The sequence below is a fragment of the Methylophilus sp. DMC14 genome (assembly GCF_056314085.1).
This window is the reverse complement of record NZ_JBQUZA010000007.1, coordinates 1-15,220: the sequence shown is the minus strand read 5'-3', so window position 1 is coordinate 15,220 and position 15,220 is coordinate 1. Positions and strand designations below refer to the sequence as shown.

Below are 15,220 nucleotides of genomic sequence, written 5' to 3'. Positions count from 1 at the left end.
CTCACGCAGGCGTCAGCCAGTCATAGCGCATGGGCTGCAACACTTTTTTGCCCTCAGCATCAGGCACGCAAGCGAGCAAGGCACGGGTATATGGATGCTGTGGCGCATCCAATACCTGGTTGACCGGGCCAGCTTCTACGATTTCACCTCTGAACATGACGATGACATCGTCGGCAATATCCGCGACCACACCGAAGTCATGGGTAATAAACAACATCGCCATATTCAGCCGTTGCTTGAGTTCATCGAGCAAGCGCAGCACCTGTGCTTGCACGGTGACATCTAGCGCAGTTGTCGGCTCATCGGCAATCAGCAGGGCAGGTTGACAGGCAATGCTCATGGCTATCATGACACGCTGACGTTGCCCGCCTGAAAGTTCGTCGGGATAACTGTTGGCGCGCGTGGGATCAATGCCCACTTGCGTTAGTAATTCAGCGACTTTTTGTTTAAGTGCGGCACCTTTAAGCGCTAAATGCGTTTGCAGTGGCTCACCGATTTGAAAGCCGATGGTGAGTACCGGGTTTAACGAGGTCATGGGCTCCTGAAAAATCATGCCGATTTGTCGACCACGGATGGCTTGCATTTCTCGCTCGCTTAATTGACTGAGATCCTGGCCTTGAAACACCACGCGGCCTTGCATGCGCAATTGCGGGGAAAGTAGCTTCATGATGCTGAGCGCAGTGAGGCTTTTGCCGCTACCAGACTCACCCACGATGCAAGTGGTCTTGCCACGGGCGAGGCTGAGCGAGGCCTGTTTGACCAAGTAGCGCCCTGGCGCATTGGCCGGGTAAATATTGAGGTCCTGGATATTTAAGATTTCGCTCATGTTGATAGATCAATCACCAGATTCACAAAATTACGGATTTATCGCCATGCCAGCGACCGTTGTTGATATTTACCAGCCTTGCTATTCAGACCAGTCATCATTCAAACAGAACACTGCCGCCAATCAGCCCGCATTAACGATGGAGGCGACTTGATCAAAGCTGACACGTGCTTGTTCGCCTTGACCCAGCATGGGTTTTAAGGTGAGTTCGTCAACGGCTGCTTCATCATCCCCAAAAATGCCGGCAAAGCGTGCACCGCTGCGGTCAGCCTTTTTCATTTGTGATTTAAAGCTACCGCCACCGGCGTGCAAGACCACCTTGAGTCCCATGCTACGCAGTCTTTCGGCCAGCGTAAAGGCTTTTTGTGTCGCCAACTCGCCCACATTGACCAGATAAATATCGGGTTGGTTCTGGGCGGTGACGCCATATTCCTGCATCAACAGGAATACACGCTCCAGACCGATGCCAAAGCCACAAGCCGGAGTCGCACTCCCACCAATACGTTCTACCAGCGTGTCGTAGCGTCCGCCGCCGGCAATGGTGCCTTGCGCGCCAAGTTTGGTGGTCACCCATTCAAAGACCGTGCGGTTGTAATAGTCCAGACCACGCACCAGTCTGTGGTTAATGGTATAAGCAATGCCAGCCTGATCAAGCAGGGTGCACAATTGGGCAAAATGCTGCTTGGATGTTTCACCCAGGCAATCCATCAGCTTGGGGGCCGCCTCACACATGGCCTGCATGCGTGGGTTTTTCGTATCCAGAATGCGCAGGGGATTGCTATGCAGACGACGTTTTGCGTCTTCATCCAGCAAGTCCATGTGTTGCTCAAAATAGGCAATCAAGGTTTGGCGATATTGCGCGCGCTCCTCGGCATCACCAATGCTATTTAACTGTAATTCAACGTCGGCAATGCCCAGCGCTTGCCACAGTCTGGCCAGCAATACGATTTGCTCGGCATCCACATCGGGCCCTTCAAAGCCAAAGGCTTCTACGCCGATTTGGTGAAACTGGCGCTGACGGCCTTTTTGTACGTTTTCATGACGGAACATGGGTCCCATATACCACAGGCGTTGCGGGCCATTGTAAGTGAGATTGTGTTCCACCACGGCACGTACGCAACCGGCCGTGCCTTCCGGGCGCAACGTCAGTTTGTCGCCATTGAGCTTGTCTTCCCAGGCGTACATTTCCTTTTCCACAATATCTGTATGCTCGCCTACGCTGCGCACAAACAACTCGGTTGGCTCGACCAGTGGCATGCGAATATTGTTGTAACCATACTGGCTCAAGATCCGGCGTGCCGTATCTTCAAGCTTGAACCACAAGGGCGTGGCTTCTGGCAGAATGTCGTAAAAACCTTTAATGGATTGAAATGTTTGACTCATCTTGTACGAATGGGGGAGGTGGATGGCTTATACGGCCACAATCGGGATCACGGGCGCTTTATTTGTGCGCAATTTGCCACCTTCGGCATAATGCGTGCGCACATACTCATCCACGATCTGTTGAAACTCTTCAGCAATATGGTCGCCTTTAAGGGTGACGGTTTTTTCACCATCAACAAACACCGGCGCCACCGGCGTTTCGCCTGTGCCCGGCAGGCTAATGCCGATATTGGCTAATTTGGATTCGCCAGGGCCATTGACCACGCAGCCCATGACTGCCACATTGAGGGTTTCCACGCCGGGGTATTGGCTACGCCAGATTGGCATCTGATTACGTAACCAGCTCTGGATTTGCATCGCCAGCTCCTGAAAATAGGTGCTGGTGGTCCGGCCGCAGCCTGGGCAGGCGGTCACCAAGGGCGTAAATGAGCGGATACCCATGGTTTGCAGGATTTCTTGGGCGACCACCACTTCTTTGGTGCGGGACTCATTCGGCTCGGGGGTTAGTGAGACGCGGATGGTGTCGCCTATGCCTTGCTGTAAAAGAATCGCCAGTGCGGCAGTGGAGGCAACAATGCCTTTGGAGCCCATGCCCGCTTCAGTCAGTCCCAAATGCAGGGGATAATCACAGCGTTGCGCCAGCGCCTGATAGACCAGTACCAGATCCTGCACGTTGCTGACTTTGCAAGAAATGATGATTTGATCGGGGTTTAAGCCTAAATCGACGGCTTGCTGGGCACTTTCGAGCGCGGATTGAATCAGTGCTTCGCGCATCAAGGCATCGGCCGAGAGCGGGTTGGCAGACTTGCCATTCTCATCCATCATTTGTGCCATTTTGGCTTGATCCAGGCTGCCCCAGTTCACGCCGATGCGGACGGGTTTTTTGTACTGGATGGCGGCTTCTATCATCGCCGCAAACTGTTCGTCACGCTTGCTGCCTTTGCCGACATTACCGGGGTTGATCCGATACTTGGCCAGTGCTTCGGCGCAATCGGGGTAAGCTTGCAACAGCTTGTGGCCGTTAAAGTGAAAGTCGCCCACCAGTGGCACAGAGCATCCCATGGCATCCAGGCCTTTGCGGATGGTAGCAACTTGCGCGGCAGCTTCGGCGCTGTTGACCGTGATCCTGACCACTTCAGAGCCGGCCTGCCATAAGGCATAGACCTGCGCGATGGTGGCAGCCGCATCGGCGGTATCGGTATTGGTCATGCTTTGCACGACCACAGGCGACACCTGTGTACCATATAAGCCACCGCCGACCGCAACGTGTCCGACCATGACCTGACGGGTATGTCTACGGGATATCATGATTATTTCAATTGAATACGCGCAACACGACCACGTGTGGCTTGGGTTAAATCGTAAGGCTGGTTATCAATTGTGAGCTGAGTACCGGCGGCATGCCCGACCGTGATATTGACCGGTTTGTCTGTCACTACCTGACGTTCTGAACCGGCCGGGAGTACCTCACTAAATAATTTTTTGCCTTGCATATCTTCAATGCGCACCCAGGAGTCTTCAGTCACTTTAAAGCTCAAGTTTGCCTTCTGCGGATCCACGGCTTTGAGCATGGTCGTTTCAAGCGACTGACCAGCCGCCGGTGTCGGTGTGCTAACGATGGTAGGCGTGCTGGCAACCGTATCAGCCGGGCTCGCTGGCGGCATGCCTGCGGCCGGTTGCATGGCTAGATTGGCTTCGGCGGGCGCCTCTACCGAGGCTGTACTCGCAGTATTGCCGGATTCTACGGGCGCACTGTTGCTTGCTTCGGGGGCGGTCGCAGTTGCCGGAGGCACTGGAATTTCGATTTGCTGACCCGTTGTTTCACTGATTTCTTCCACATCCAGCGCCAGTGAAGCATCTTTGAGTGTGTGCGGCTTGATATGGTTGATATAAAAATAGGCGGCAATCGCGGCTAATATCAAAAAGATCAGCAAGGTGAGCAAGCGTTGCGGACGCAAGACGCGCACCGGTTTATCAATCACCGAACGGCTGGCATTCGAGCGGACACTCAAGGGCAGCGGGGTCTTGTTAGGCACGATGCGTTGATAGGCCTCGATGATGGGCGCCACATCAATATTGAGCAAGCGTGCGTAGTTACGGATAAAGCCGCGCACAATGCTTGGTTGTGGCAACTTATCAAAGTCATCCTGCTCAATGGCCTGGATTTGCTTGACGCCCAGGCGCAATTGGCCAGACACTTCGTGGATACTCAAGCCCTGTGCCTCTCGTGCCGCTTTGAGGACATTGCCGCAGCCAGAACCATAAGCGATGGACGTGTTCACTGCTTGCTGCGGGATGCTTTCCAAGCCCATGGCGGCACCGTACTCTTCAGGCGCATCAGTAGGTGCTGGATTGAGATTGCTAGTATCGTCAGGTGTGGTATCCATTAGCGAAGCTTCTGCGGCCGCTGCTTGCGCAACCGAAACTGCTGCAGGCGTTTGCTCCAGGCTCACCGCAGTCTCTGTTGTGGGCGCCTGGCTGGCTGCCGTCTGCGTGGTGGCAGCATTCTTGGGCCGACGGCCACGTCTGGGTTTTTCTGCCGGTGCAGGATTGACGTTGGTGGTATCTTCTGACGTCACGTGCATTTACTCCGTTTTCAGCAATTGTTTGGTTTCATTGGCATTCGGGAACAGTTTGTGCAGTTGCACACTGTAATAATTTGCATCATCGGCCAATTGTAAGGACCGGCAAATTCGGACTGCCAAAAAGAGGGACTCTGGTGTCGGGGCAACATTCACACTATTTTGCACGGTGTTGAGTGCCAGTTGTGCCTCGCCGCGTGCAAATTGCAGGTTGGCCAATTGATAAGCACTGGCGTGGGCCAATGGGTCCACTTGCAGTGCCTGATAAAAGTACTGCTCAGCCTGTGTTTTTTGCTGGGCACGCAAGGCACAGACGCCGGCGTTATACAGCGCAATTTGCGGTGTTTTATACAACGGATTCTTCACCGCCAGCAAAAATTCTTTTTGTGAGGCATCGTATTGGCCTTGGTCGCACAAAAAACGGCCATAGTTGTTGTGTGACTCCGAGTTAGCTGGTTGCAGTTGAATCGCCCGCTTGAATGCGGCTTCTGCCCGTGCTTTTTCACCGAGGGCCGCATAGACCAGGCCTAAACCGTTGTAGGCCAGGGCATAGGTCGCGCTGCGTTCAAGCGCGGTATTAAACTCTTCAAGCGCCACATCGTAGCGTTTGAGACGGAAATATTCCGCGCCAAGTTCAGTATGCACGCGGGCAGATTCCATATCGCCGCTTTCGCGTCCGATAGGCTGCTGGTCATAAGGTTGAGCTTGAGCGTTGGAAGAAGGGTTTTGCGCACACCCTGACAGCCACAGTAACAAGGTCACTGCAGAGATGACCACGAAAGGCTTATACAAGGGGGCTGTCATCACTTACTGTTCCGGGTGTATCGCTATGGTTTTCTCGGTGCGGCGGGTTTTATCGAGCACTTTGCCTGCCAGTTGTCCGCAGGCCGCATCAATGTCGTCTCCGCGGGTTTTACGCACGGTGACCACAAAGCCTGCCTGCATTAACATATCACGAAACGCACGCACCTGCATGGGCTTGGACGTTCCGTAACCACTGTTAGGGAACGGGTTGAATGGGATCAGGTTAAATTTGCACGGAACATCGCGCACGATATTCATCAGTTGCTTGGCGTGTTCCAGGGTGTCATTGACGCCGTCCAGCATGACATATTCAAACGTCACGAAATCACGTGGTGCTTTGACTAGGTAGCGCTCGCAAGCGGCCATCAAATCTTTAATTGGATATTTTTTATTAATTGGGACGATCTCATCACGTAGCGCATCATTCGGCGCATGCAACGACACCGCCAAGGCGACGGGGCAATCTTCCTTGAGTCTGTCCATCGCTGGCACCATGCCGCTGGTCGACAAGGTGACGCGGCGGCGACTTAAGCCATAAGCGCTGTCATCCAGCATGATTTGCATGGCCGTGACGACGTTGTCATAGTTGGCCAGTGGCTCACCCATGCCCATCATCACCACGTTGGAGATAATGCGCTCACCGGGTGGCAGCAAGTCATAGCCAGGCGCCTGGCGCAGGGCGTGATTGGCAATCCATAGTTGGCCGATAATTTCGGAGACGTTAAGATTGCGGTTGAAGCCCTGGCGACCGGTGCTGCAGAATGTGCATTCGAGTGCACAGCCTACCTGGCTGGAGATACACAGCGTACCGCGGTCATCTTCAGGGATAAAGACGGTTTCCACACTGTTAGACGTGCCGTCTCTTAAGTTATTAGTGCCGATCAGCCATTTGCGGGTGCCATCATCTGACACTTGTTCCAACTGCACGTCTGGCAGCGCAAATTCGGTTTCCTGACGCAGTTTTTCGCGCAGAGTTTTGGCAATATCGGTCATCTGGTCGAGGTCAAGCACCCCGAAATGATGCATCCAGCGCATCAATTGTTTGGCGCGGAAAGGCTTCTCGCCGAGACTGGTGAAGTACTCGGCGAGTTGCGATTGGTTAAAATTCAGTAAGTTAACCAAGTGTATTCCTAGTTCGGTATCAATGTGATCGTCTTTAAGTGACGAAGTGTGAGATTAACCGAAGAAGTATTTGATTTCGATGGCCGCATTTTCCAAAGAGTCGGAACCGTGCACGGCGTTAGCATCAATGCTTTCAGCGAAGTCAGCACGAATGGTGCCAGGGGCTGCGTCTTTAGGGTTAGTTGCACCCATCAGTTCACGGTTTTTCAAAACCGCGTTTTCGCCTTCCAAAGCCTGGATCATCACTGGACCAGAGATCATGAATTTAACCAGGTCGTTGAAGAAAGGACGCTCTTTGTGCACAGCGTAGAAGCCTTCAGCTTCAGCTTGAGTCAGGTGGGTCATTTTAGCTGCAACAATTTTCAAACCGGCGTTTTCAAAACGGGTGTAGATTTGACCAATCACGTTTTTTGCAACGGCGTCTGGTTTGATGATGCTGAGTGTACGCTCTAAAGCCATGAGAACTCCAAATAAAGTAATGAACAAGAAAAACAAACGACTATTCTACTATTTTTACTGTGATTGATAAACCTTAGATACGGATGACAGGCTTTTATTGCGTTAAATAGCAGGCATTCATTGCTTTATTTTTTTTATCTATTGTCAGCAGATGTTTTATGATGTGATGGTTTCCCACGGTCAGGTGGATATTCAGGATTGAATACATAAAGATCAAAACGAGAGACTATAAAGCCATGACAAATCAACAAAACAGTATGCATGCATGCCCGGCTTGTGGCTTGCTATGTGACGACATTTCGGGGGAGGCCATTGCCAAACAGCAGTTTTCGTGTGGCAAAGCCGCAAAGTTCTATGCTCGAACGAGTAATGGTGCGCAACCTCGGGTGGCGGGGCAACCCGTGTCGCTGACCCAGGCCGTACATACCGCCGTCGAACTGCTCAAGCAAGCCAAAACGCCATTGATCGCCGGCAGCAGTACCGATGTCCACGGTGCGCGTGCTCTGGTCAGCCTTTCGCATCACACGCATGCGTCGATGACGCATCTCAATGCCAGCAGCACGCTGCGCAACATGCAGGTATTACAGCATCGCGGCTGGCAGACCACCACCTTGACCGAAGTACGCAACCGCGCAGATGTGATCCTGATGATAGGCACTGATGTGGTGAGCCACAATACCCGTTTTTTCGAGCGCGTGGTGTGGGTGCCTGAGGCCATGTTTACCGAGTCTGCTGCCCGCAAGATCATCTACCTGGGCGGCGATGAGCTGAATACCAAGCCTGGCGTCTCTCCCGATGGACGCGCGCCTGAAGTGATCCCTTGTGCAAGCGAACAATTGCCGGAAGTGGTTGCCACGCTGCGTGCGTTGGTCATGGACAAGCCTGTGACGGTGGACAAGGTGGCCGGCGTCGATGTGAGCCGTTTGAGAACCGTGGCTGAGACCCTGAAGGCAGCCAAGTACGCCACCTTGGTGTGGGTGTCCAAAGACCTGCACTATGCGCATGCCGAATTAACCATTGAAAATATCACTGAAACCGTGGTCGCCTTGAACCAGAAGAGCCGCGCCATGGGTTTGTCGCTTGGCGGCAGTGATGGCGATACCAGCGTCAACTACGCACATACCTGGCTCAATGGCGTGATTATTGATACGCCAGACTGGGAAAGCCATGACGCGGTGGTATGGGTGAATAGTTACAGCCCGGATGCGATGCCGCCTGCAGGCACTAAACCCGTGATTGTGCTCGGTGCTGCTGACAGCCAATTTGAAGAGACGCCAGCAGTGTTTATCCCCGTTGCGACGCCAGGGCTGGACTGCAATGGCCAGCAATTCCGTGTCGATGGCTCGGTTACCTTGCCGCTCAGCGCAGCCAAGCCTTCTGACCTGCCCACCTTGTCACAAGTGATCGCCATGATAGAAACAGAACTTAAAGGAGTGGCGGCATGATTACCGTACTCAAGAACGCTAAAGTGATTGACCCCGCGCACGGCAAGGATGGTGTGGTGCAGGATATTTATATCCGCGATGGCCGCATTATTGCCAAACCGGCCGACAGTGAAAAAATTGCGCAGGTGTTCGACCTGAATGGCAAGATCGTGATGGCCGGGGCGATTGATATGCATAGCCATATCGGTGGCGGCAAGGTCAATATTGCGCGCATGCTGTTGCCTGAATACCAAGCCATGCGCAAGCTGGAGGAGCCTGAAGCTCACATCTGCGGCGCCAACTGCAGCCACCATGCGACACCGAATACCACCGATACCGGCATGCGCTATATCGAGATGGGCTATACCGCTGCCTTTGAGCCGGCCGTGCTCGCCGTCAATGCGCGTCAGGCGCATATGGAAATGGGTGACACGCCGATGATTGATAAAGGCGGCTACGCCATGCTGGGTAACGATGATTACCTGCTGCGTTTGCTGAGCCAGAATGCTGACCAGAAAACCATTAATGACTATGTGGCGTGGACTCTGCATGCGACGCAAACCATAGGCATCAAAGTGGTCAATCCGGGCGGCATTTCCGCGTTTAAATTCAATGAGCGCCGCCAGGATCTGGATCAACTGCACAGTTATTACAACATCACGCCGCGCCGCATTTTGCAGGCCTTAAGCCGTGCCGTAAATGAGATAGGTATTGCCAAACCTTTGCATGTGCACTGTAATAACCTGGGTGTGGCGGGTAACTTCCAGACCACGCTGGATACCATGGGTGCCAGCGATGGCATCCCCATGCATTTGACCCATATCCAGTTTCACAGCTATGGCACCGAGGGTGACAAGAAGTTTTCTTCCGCCGCTGCCAATATTGCCGAAGCGATCAACAAGAATAAACATATCACTGCCGATGTTGGGCAGATTCTGTTCGGCCAGACCGTCACCGCGTCTGGCGACAATATGATGCAGCATTTAAATGCCAAAGTCGCTAACCCGAAAAAATCGGTGATTATGGACATTGAATGCGATGCCGGTTGTGGCGTAGTGCCGTTTAAATACCGTGACCAGAATTATGTGAATGCCTTGCAATGGGCGATTGGCCTCGAAGTCTTCCTCAGCGTAGATGATCCATGGCGTATCTTCCTGACCACAGACCACCCGAACGGCGCGCCGTTTACCAGCTATCCGCACTTGATCCGGTTGCTCATGGATAAAACCTTCCGTAACGACGCGTTTGACAAGCTCAACCTCGATGCGCAAGCCATGAGCAACCTCAAATCATTGGAACGCGAATACAGTCTGTATGAAATCGCCACCATGACCCGTTCAGCGCCAGCGAAATTGATTGGCTTGCAAGACCGTGGTCACTTAGGTGTAGGCGCAGCGGCAGATATCACCGTTTACACTGACCAGGCAGATAAAGAGGCGATGTTTGCCAAGCCCGACCTGGTGTTTAAAGACGGCGAACTGGTGGTGAAAGAAGGCAAAGTGGTGAAAGTCGTCTGGGGCGCAACGCACACGGCCAAACCTGCTTTTGATACCCAGGTGGAAAAAGACATCAAGCAATACTTTGACCGCTACCACACCATGCAGATGCAAAACTTTAAAATTTCAGATGATCAGATTGCCGAAGATGGCCGCAATCATGTCATTAACCATAGCCAGGGGTGAATATGCAGTTAAATGGCGTAGACATAGACGATACCTTTGCTGAAGCATTCAATATGCGCGGCACGCGTATCCTGATTACCGCGCAAAACTTGCGCTGGGCCTACAACGCAGCCAATGCCATGACCGGCTTTGCCACCAGCGTGATTGGCTGTGGCGTAGAGGCGGGCATAGAGCGTGAACTGACCGCAGACGAAACCCCCGATGGCCGTCCAGGCGTCAGTGTGCTGATGTTTGCCATGGGTAGCAAAGTACTGATGCAACAGCTGGAAACGCGCATGGGGCAATGCATCCTGACCTGCCCGACAGCAGCAGCGTTTGCCGGGATTGAGTCAGAAGACATGATCAGCCTGGGCAAGCATTTGCGCTTCTTTGGCGATGGTTATCAGGTGTCCAAGCAAATCCCGGACGCCACGGGCAAGCTCAAGCGCTACTGGCGTATTCCGGTCATGGATGGCGAGTTTTTAACCGAAGAAACCACCGGTATGGTACGTGCCATTGGCGGCGGTAACTTCCTGGTCTTGGGGGCCAGTCAGGCACAAGTGCTGACGGCCTGTGAAGCCGCCATTGATGCCATGCGCAAACTGCCCAATGTGATTATGCCTTTCCCGGGCGGGGTGGTGCGCTCTGGTTCCAAGGTGGGCAGCAAGTACCCCAAAATGTTTGCAAGTACCAACGACGCATTCTGCCCAACCCTTAAAGGCGTGGTTAAGAGCGAGCTCGATCCACGGGTGGAAAGCGTGATGGAAATTGTGGTCAATGGCCTGACTTTTGAAGATATTGCTATTTCGATGAAAGCTGGGATTGAAGCGGCATGTAGCCTGGGTAAAGACAATGGCATCTTGCGTATTTCTGCCGGTAACTACGGCGGCAAGCTGGGCCAGCATCACTTTAAACTGCGTCCAATTTTAAGCGGGGAGGTGACCGCATGAGCCATATCGTATTAACCGCCAAGCCACTCTCGCCCAAGGTCGATTGCCGTGCCTTATTGCCGCTGGCCTTGCAAGGCAAAACTGAGACTGAGATCGGCGCCATCAAACTGGCCGCCAATTTGTCTGTTGCCGACGCGTTTGAGGTGAGTGTGGACACAGCCACAGAGGTAACTAAGCTGACTTTTAAAAACACAACTTCTTCGCACCAATACATCGGCTTCGGCATGACGGCTGGCCAGCTGGTAGTTGAGGCGGATGCGGGTGACTTTTTAGGGGCGCAACTGCAAAATGGTATTCTGATTTGCAAAGGCAACGCTGGCGCACGTGCCGGTGACCGGATGCGTCGTGGCATGCTGTTGATTGAAGGCAATGCCGGTGACTATTGCGGCTCGGACATGATGGCGGGGACGCTGGGTGTACTGGGCAGCACAGGTGTATATCTGGGTTACGGTATGAAACGCGGGACTTTATTATTGGCACAATCGCCAGCGCCGCAAGCCACTTGGATAGACTGCGGTTTTCACAAGCTACCTTTCCTCAATATTCTGTATAAATCCTTTAAGTTGCTGGATAGCCGCTTTGCGCTAATCAGCAGTCAGCGCGTACAACGCTGGATGGGGGATATGGGTGGCCTCGGTAAAGCTGAGATACTGGTGATTCAGCCTTAAAGCCAATCAGTGTGCGTATGAAAACGGGCCGCGGGCCCGTTTTTCTTTTTGCATCAGTGGGTTAGAGTGGTAAAATCGCGCTTTTGCAATCAAGCCAGATTTCTTATGAGCCAATATCTCACCGCTGCCCTCTATAAATTTGTCACGCTGGATAATTACAAAGACCTGCAACAACCGATTTTAGAGACTTGCCAGCAACACCAGATTAAAGGCACGTTGCTGCTGGCGCATGAAGGCATTAATGGCACCATTGCCGGCAAGCCGGAAGATATCCGCGCCGTGCTCACCTACTTGCGCCAGGATCCGCGACTGGCTGATCTCGAGCACAAAGAATCCTGGGCCGATAGTCATCCGTTTTACCGCATGAAGGTCAAGCTCAAAAAAGAGATCGTCACCATGGGCGTGCCAGAGGTGGATCCCAATCTGGTCGTGGGCACCTATGTGAAGCCTGAAGACTGGAACGCCATTATTTCAGACCCGGACGTGATTGTGCTAGACACGCGCAATGACTACGAAGTGCATATTGGCACCTTTAAAGGCGCGGTGGACCCAAAAACCACCACCTTCCGCGAGTTTCCCAAATACGTGGCCGAGAACCTGGATAAAACCAAACACAAAAAAGTGGCGATGTTTTGTACCGGCGGCATCCGCTGCGAAAAAGCGTCTTCTTTCATGAAGCAGCAAGGCTTTGAAGAGGTCTATCACTTACAAGGCGGCATTCTCAAATATCTCGAAACCGTCCCCAAGGAGCAAAGCCTGTGGGAAGGTGAGTGCTTTGTGTTTGACCAGCGTGTCGCTGTCAAGCATGGCCTGGAGGTCGGCGATCATGACCAATGCTATGCCTGCCGCATGCCACTGACCAAAGAGGAAATGCAAAGCGAACAATACGAAGCGGGGATTTCCTGCCCGTATTGCTTTGACAAATTGTCAGCCGAGAAAAAAGAATCGCTGCGTGAGCGGCAAAAACAGGTCAAATTAGCCAGGATGAGGGGTAAGCAGCATATTGGTGAACGAAATTAAACATGAATCAAAAGTAACTAAGAGCAAAAAGCCAATCCAAGAGATTGGCTTTTTGCTTTACATCACATCCAGCGGGCTCGAAACGCCGCGCCCACCCTTGTTGAGCACATGTGTGTAAATCATGGTCGTAGACACATCACTATGCCCCAACAACTCCTGCACCGTACGAATATCGTAACCCCCCTCAAGCAGGTGCGTGGCAAAACTGTGACGTAATGTGTGAGGCGTGGCTAGTTTAGTAATATTGCCGCCTTTGGCCGCTTTTTTAACCGCGCGCTGAATGGTTTTCTCATCTGCATGATGGCGCCTAATTTTGTTTGTTAGCGGGTCTATAGAGCGCTTAATAGAAGGGAACACATATTGCCAAGCCCACTCACGGCCGCCATTAGGATATTTTTTATCCAACGCCATTGGCATATACACCTCGCCAAATCCCGCCGCCAAATCTTCATCATGCAAGGCCTGCACTTTGATTAAATGTTGCTTTAGTGGCTCTACCAAGGCTCCAGGCAACATCGTCACCCGGTCTTTAAACCCTTTACCCTCACGCACCAAAATCTCGCGTTTCACAAAGTCAATGTCTTTTACCCGCAAGCGCAAACACTCCATCACCCTTAAGCCACTACCGTAAAGCAAGCTGCCTATTAACCACAGCGTCCCATCCAGACGGTTCAGCAAGGCTTGCACCTCATGTTTGTTAAGTACCACCGGCATGCGTTTGGGAGCTTTAGCCTGTGTCACATTATCCAGCCAAGGCAACTCCATTTCGAGCACCTCTTTATACAAAAAGAGCAGGGCACTTTTGGCTTGATTTTGCGTACTAGCGGAGACATTTCGTTCAACCGCAAGGTGGGTTAAAAAACTCTCCACTTCAGCCACACCCATTTCGCGCGGGTGCCGCTTGCCATGATGCAAAATATAGCGTTTAATCCACTGAATATAAGCTTCTTCAGTGCGTTTGCTGTAATGCTTCACGCGTAACCGCTCGACGATTAAAGGGAACAACTTTGGCGGCGGTTTTACATCAGGTGTGTTTTCCATAACGGGATCCCTATTTAAGGTGTAATATAAAAACACTAAGCATTGATTTTATTATGATAAATCATTTTATTAAATTTATAGCCCCTCGACCAAATAAAAAATTAGGTTCGTTTTTGGGGTCTACTTTACGTTAGCCATGAACCGCAAAACCGCCTTAGAAAATTTGATTCAATTCAAACTGCCAATTGAGCAGGCAATCTCTGATTTGGCTCAATTTGAGTGGGATAGGGAAATCGAGTTGGTGAGCTTAGAGGCTGCGCAAATACAGAATGCATTGCAGTTATTTACACAAGGTACCATTTCAGCATCAGAGGTTGAGGCTTGGGCTAATGCAATTGAATGCCGAGAAGATATAAAAATTGAACCATCATTGGTTAATGAGGCTTTGCATGAACTTGCAAATCCGCTGCTAACCCAGCAATTATCGGTTGAGCGGGCTATCTTATGGCTTTCTCACCCATTGCTGGCTAACCCATCATTCAAGCGGGACGCCTAATGGCGCCCCTTAATTCAAACGTTAGGGAATAGAAATGCTCAATCCGTATGTCACGTTACTTTTAGGTCTCGTATTTCTTTTGGTGTCTCTGGCTCCGTTTTTTCTAATTGCTACATCCGCTCATCTATCAAAACAAAAGCGGGTTTATTGGTTTTTCGGTGGCCTTGTCACATATGGTGTACTTAGTTGGCTATTTGCTTACGAAGGCTATCGTTTAATCCAATTCAATGCCATCGCTGGTGTGGTTACAAATTTACTATTTCCAGTTCTGTTGCCATGGGTAATTTATCTCTTTTTCCATCGTGCAAACAAGCCCTAACGCATCCATCAAGCGGGACTGGCGAAAGCATTGTTCGATGAACCAATTTTTAATAACTAGGGTTGAGCCACCAATGTCGCCAGCCCCTTATGTCAAACGTTAGAGGTATAAAAACTTGAAGCTCTACGGATACAAAAATGAAGGTCTCAGCATTGAAGAAATTGAACCGCAAGAGTTGGCTGAAATAACTCTTGTAGCAAACCCAGCTGAACTAAGAAAAATTGCAAAATTTATGGAGTTTGCGGCTGACGGAATGGAAAAATCGGGTAAAAACTTTGAGCACGTTCATTTATCAGACAAATTGCCTGAGTTTGAAAATTCACCACATTTCGTTATCTTTAACCCAGATGTTTAGTTCACCCTCTAACCCATCATTCAAGCGGGACGCTGGACTTGCCTTAGAAAAGTAGACACATCGACCTAACTTTTTAGGAGATGTGAAATGGCAAGAACAATCAAACGGAT

Annotated in this window: 16 protein-coding genes; 8 read left to right on the top strand and 8 right to left on the bottom strand. The window is 51.5% G+C overall.

All coding sequences use genetic code 11. The features are described 5' to 3' along the window. Window position 1: 1 nt before the first annotated feature. From ACT53C_RS12695 to ndk, 7 genes are all read right to left on the bottom strand, one after another. The gene (locus ACT53C_RS12695; protein ID WP_476146617.1) at window positions 2-826 is read right to left on the bottom strand and encodes an ATP-binding cassette domain-containing protein; all 825 of its coding nucleotides are present in this window, start codon (window positions 824-826) and stop codon (window positions 2-4) included. Between the two features lie 123 nt (window positions 827-949). Then, entirely contained in the window at window positions 950-2,209 is a 1,260-nt protein-coding gene (gene hisS, locus ACT53C_RS12690; protein ID WP_476146615.1) for a histidine--tRNA ligase, read from the bottom strand. A 27-nt stretch (window positions 2,210-2,236) separates the two neighbouring features. After that, window positions 2,237-3,517 (bottom strand): flavodoxin-dependent (E)-4-hydroxy-3-methylbut-2-enyl-diphosphate synthase, encoded by a 1,281-nt coding sequence (gene ispG, locus ACT53C_RS12685; protein ID WP_476146613.1) that lies wholly within the window; start codon window positions 3,515-3,517, stop codon window positions 2,237-2,239. Window positions 3,518-3,519: 2 nt separating this feature from the next. Further along, a complete protein-coding gene (locus ACT53C_RS12680) occupies window positions 3,520-4,794 on the bottom strand; it encodes a helix-turn-helix domain-containing protein (RefSeq protein ID WP_379075963.1) in 1,275 nt (424 codons plus the stop codon). After that, window positions 4,795-5,595, bottom strand: coding sequence for a type IV pilus biogenesis/stability protein PilW (gene pilW, locus ACT53C_RS12675; RefSeq protein ID WP_275356379.1), 801 nt, complete (start codon window positions 5,593-5,595; stop codon window positions 4,795-4,797). 3 nt (window positions 5,596-5,598) lie between these two features. Next, the gene (gene rlmN / locus ACT53C_RS12670; RefSeq protein WP_194747785.1) at window positions 5,599-6,717 is read right to left on the bottom strand and encodes a dual-specificity RNA methyltransferase RlmN; all 1,119 of its coding nucleotides are present in this window, start codon (window positions 6,715-6,717) and stop codon (window positions 5,599-5,601) included. Between the two features lie 54 nt (window positions 6,718-6,771). Continuing rightward, entirely contained in the window at window positions 6,772-7,176 is a 405-nt protein-coding gene (ndk, locus tag ACT53C_RS12665) for a nucleoside-diphosphate kinase (protein ID WP_194748437.1), read from the bottom strand. A gap of 236 nt (window positions 7,177-7,412) precedes the next feature. Here ndk and ACT53C_RS12660 point away from each other — a divergent pair, with 236 nt between their 5' ends. From ACT53C_RS12660 to trhO, 5 genes are all read left to right on the top strand, one after another. Continuing rightward, window positions 7,413-8,621, top strand: coding sequence for a formylmethanofuran dehydrogenase (locus ACT53C_RS12660; RefSeq protein ID WP_379075968.1), 1,209 nt, complete (start codon window positions 7,413-7,415; stop codon window positions 8,619-8,621). Beyond that, window positions 8,618-10,282 (top strand): formylmethanofuran dehydrogenase subunit A, encoded by a 1,665-nt coding sequence (locus ACT53C_RS12655; RefSeq protein WP_476146610.1) that lies wholly within the window; start codon window positions 8,618-8,620, stop codon window positions 10,280-10,282. Before ACT53C_RS12660 ends, ACT53C_RS12655 begins: the two co-directional genes overlap by 4 nt. A gap of 2 nt (window positions 10,283-10,284) precedes the next feature. After that, on the top strand, window positions 10,285-11,211 hold the full coding sequence (gene fhcD, locus ACT53C_RS12650) for a formylmethanofuran--tetrahydromethanopterin N-formyltransferase (RefSeq protein WP_476146608.1): 927 nt from the start codon (window positions 10,285-10,287) through the stop codon (window positions 11,209-11,211). Next, window positions 11,208-11,879, top strand: coding sequence for a formylmethanofuran dehydrogenase subunit C (locus ACT53C_RS12645; protein WP_476146606.1), 672 nt, complete (start codon window positions 11,208-11,210; stop codon window positions 11,877-11,879). The genes fhcD and ACT53C_RS12645 overlap by 4 nt, the downstream gene beginning before the upstream one ends. 105 nt (window positions 11,880-11,984) lie before the next feature. After that, window positions 11,985-12,899: an oxygen-dependent tRNA uridine(34) hydroxylase TrhO gene (gene trhO, locus ACT53C_RS12640; protein ID WP_476146604.1), complete on the top strand. Its 915-nt coding sequence runs from the start codon at window positions 11,985-11,987 to the stop codon at window positions 12,897-12,899. Between the two features lie 57 nt (window positions 12,900-12,956). On the opposite strand, the gene ACT53C_RS12635 is transcribed toward trhO, so the two are convergent. After that, the gene (locus ACT53C_RS12635) at window positions 12,957-13,940 is read right to left on the bottom strand and encodes an integron integrase (protein WP_476146602.1); all 984 of its coding nucleotides are present in this window, start codon (window positions 13,938-13,940) and stop codon (window positions 12,957-12,959) included. A 136-nt stretch (window positions 13,941-14,076) separates the two neighbouring features. On the opposite strand from ACT53C_RS12635, the gene ACT53C_RS12630 reads away from it, so the two are divergent. From ACT53C_RS12630 to ACT53C_RS12620, 3 genes are all read left to right on the top strand, one after another. Then, complete coding sequence (locus tag ACT53C_RS12630; RefSeq protein ID WP_476146600.1) at window positions 14,077-14,436, top strand: hypothetical protein; 360 nt, start codon at window positions 14,077-14,079, stop codon at window positions 14,434-14,436. A 34-nt stretch (window positions 14,437-14,470) separates the two neighbouring features. Beyond that, window positions 14,471-14,755: a hypothetical protein gene (locus ACT53C_RS12625; RefSeq protein WP_476146598.1), complete on the top strand. Its 285-nt coding sequence runs from the start codon at window positions 14,471-14,473 to the stop codon at window positions 14,753-14,755. A 115-nt stretch (window positions 14,756-14,870) separates the two neighbouring features. Further along, window positions 14,871-15,110, top strand: coding sequence for an Imm32 family immunity protein (locus tag ACT53C_RS12620; RefSeq protein WP_476146596.1), 240 nt, complete (start codon window positions 14,871-14,873; stop codon window positions 15,108-15,110). Window positions 15,111-15,220 lie beyond the last annotated feature (110 nt).

Bases quoted from the DNA above. Each gene is read 5' to 3' on its own strand.
- pilW (WP_275356379.1), bottom strand. From the start codon at position 5,595: ATGACAGCCCCCTTGTATAAGCCTTTCGTGGTCATCTCTGCAGTGACC.
- hisS (WP_476146615.1), bottom strand. From the start codon at position 2,209: ATGAGTCAAACATTTCAATCCATTAAAGGTTTTTACGACATTCTGCCA.
- ACT53C_RS12630 (WP_476146600.1), top strand. From the start codon at position 14,077: ATGAACCGCAAAACCGCCTTAGAAAATTTGATTCAATTCAAACTGCCA.
- ACT53C_RS12660 (WP_379075968.1), top strand. From the start codon at position 7,413: ATGACAAATCAACAAAACAGTATGCATGCATGCCCGGCTTGTGGCTTG.
- trhO (WP_476146604.1), top strand. From the start codon at position 11,985: ATGAGCCAATATCTCACCGCTGCCCTCTATAAATTTGTCACGCTGGAT.
- ACT53C_RS12635 (WP_476146602.1), bottom strand. From the start codon at position 13,940: ATGGAAAACACACCTGATGTAAAACCGCCGCCAAAGTTGTTCCCTTTA.
- ACT53C_RS12695 (WP_476146617.1), bottom strand. From the start codon at position 826: ATGAGCGAAATCTTAAATATCCAGGACCTCAATATTTACCCGGCCAAT.
- ACT53C_RS12680 (WP_379075963.1), bottom strand. From the start codon at position 4,794: ATGCACGTGACGTCAGAAGATACCACCAACGTCAATCCTGCACCGGCA.
- fhcD (WP_476146608.1), top strand. From the start codon at position 10,285: ATGCAGTTAAATGGCGTAGACATAGACGATACCTTTGCTGAAGCATTC.
- ACT53C_RS12625 (WP_476146598.1), top strand. From the start codon at position 14,471: ATGCTCAATCCGTATGTCACGTTACTTTTAGGTCTCGTATTTCTTTTG.
- ACT53C_RS12655 (WP_476146610.1), top strand. From the start codon at position 8,618: ATGATTACCGTACTCAAGAACGCTAAAGTGATTGACCCCGCGCACGGC.
- ispG (WP_476146613.1), bottom strand. From the start codon at position 3,517: ATGATATCCCGTAGACATACCCGTCAGGTCATGGTCGGACACGTTGCG.
- ndk (WP_194748437.1), bottom strand. From the start codon at position 7,176: ATGGCTTTAGAGCGTACACTCAGCATCATCAAACCAGACGCCGTTGCA.
- ACT53C_RS12645 (WP_476146606.1), top strand. From the start codon at position 11,208: ATGAGCCATATCGTATTAACCGCCAAGCCACTCTCGCCCAAGGTCGAT.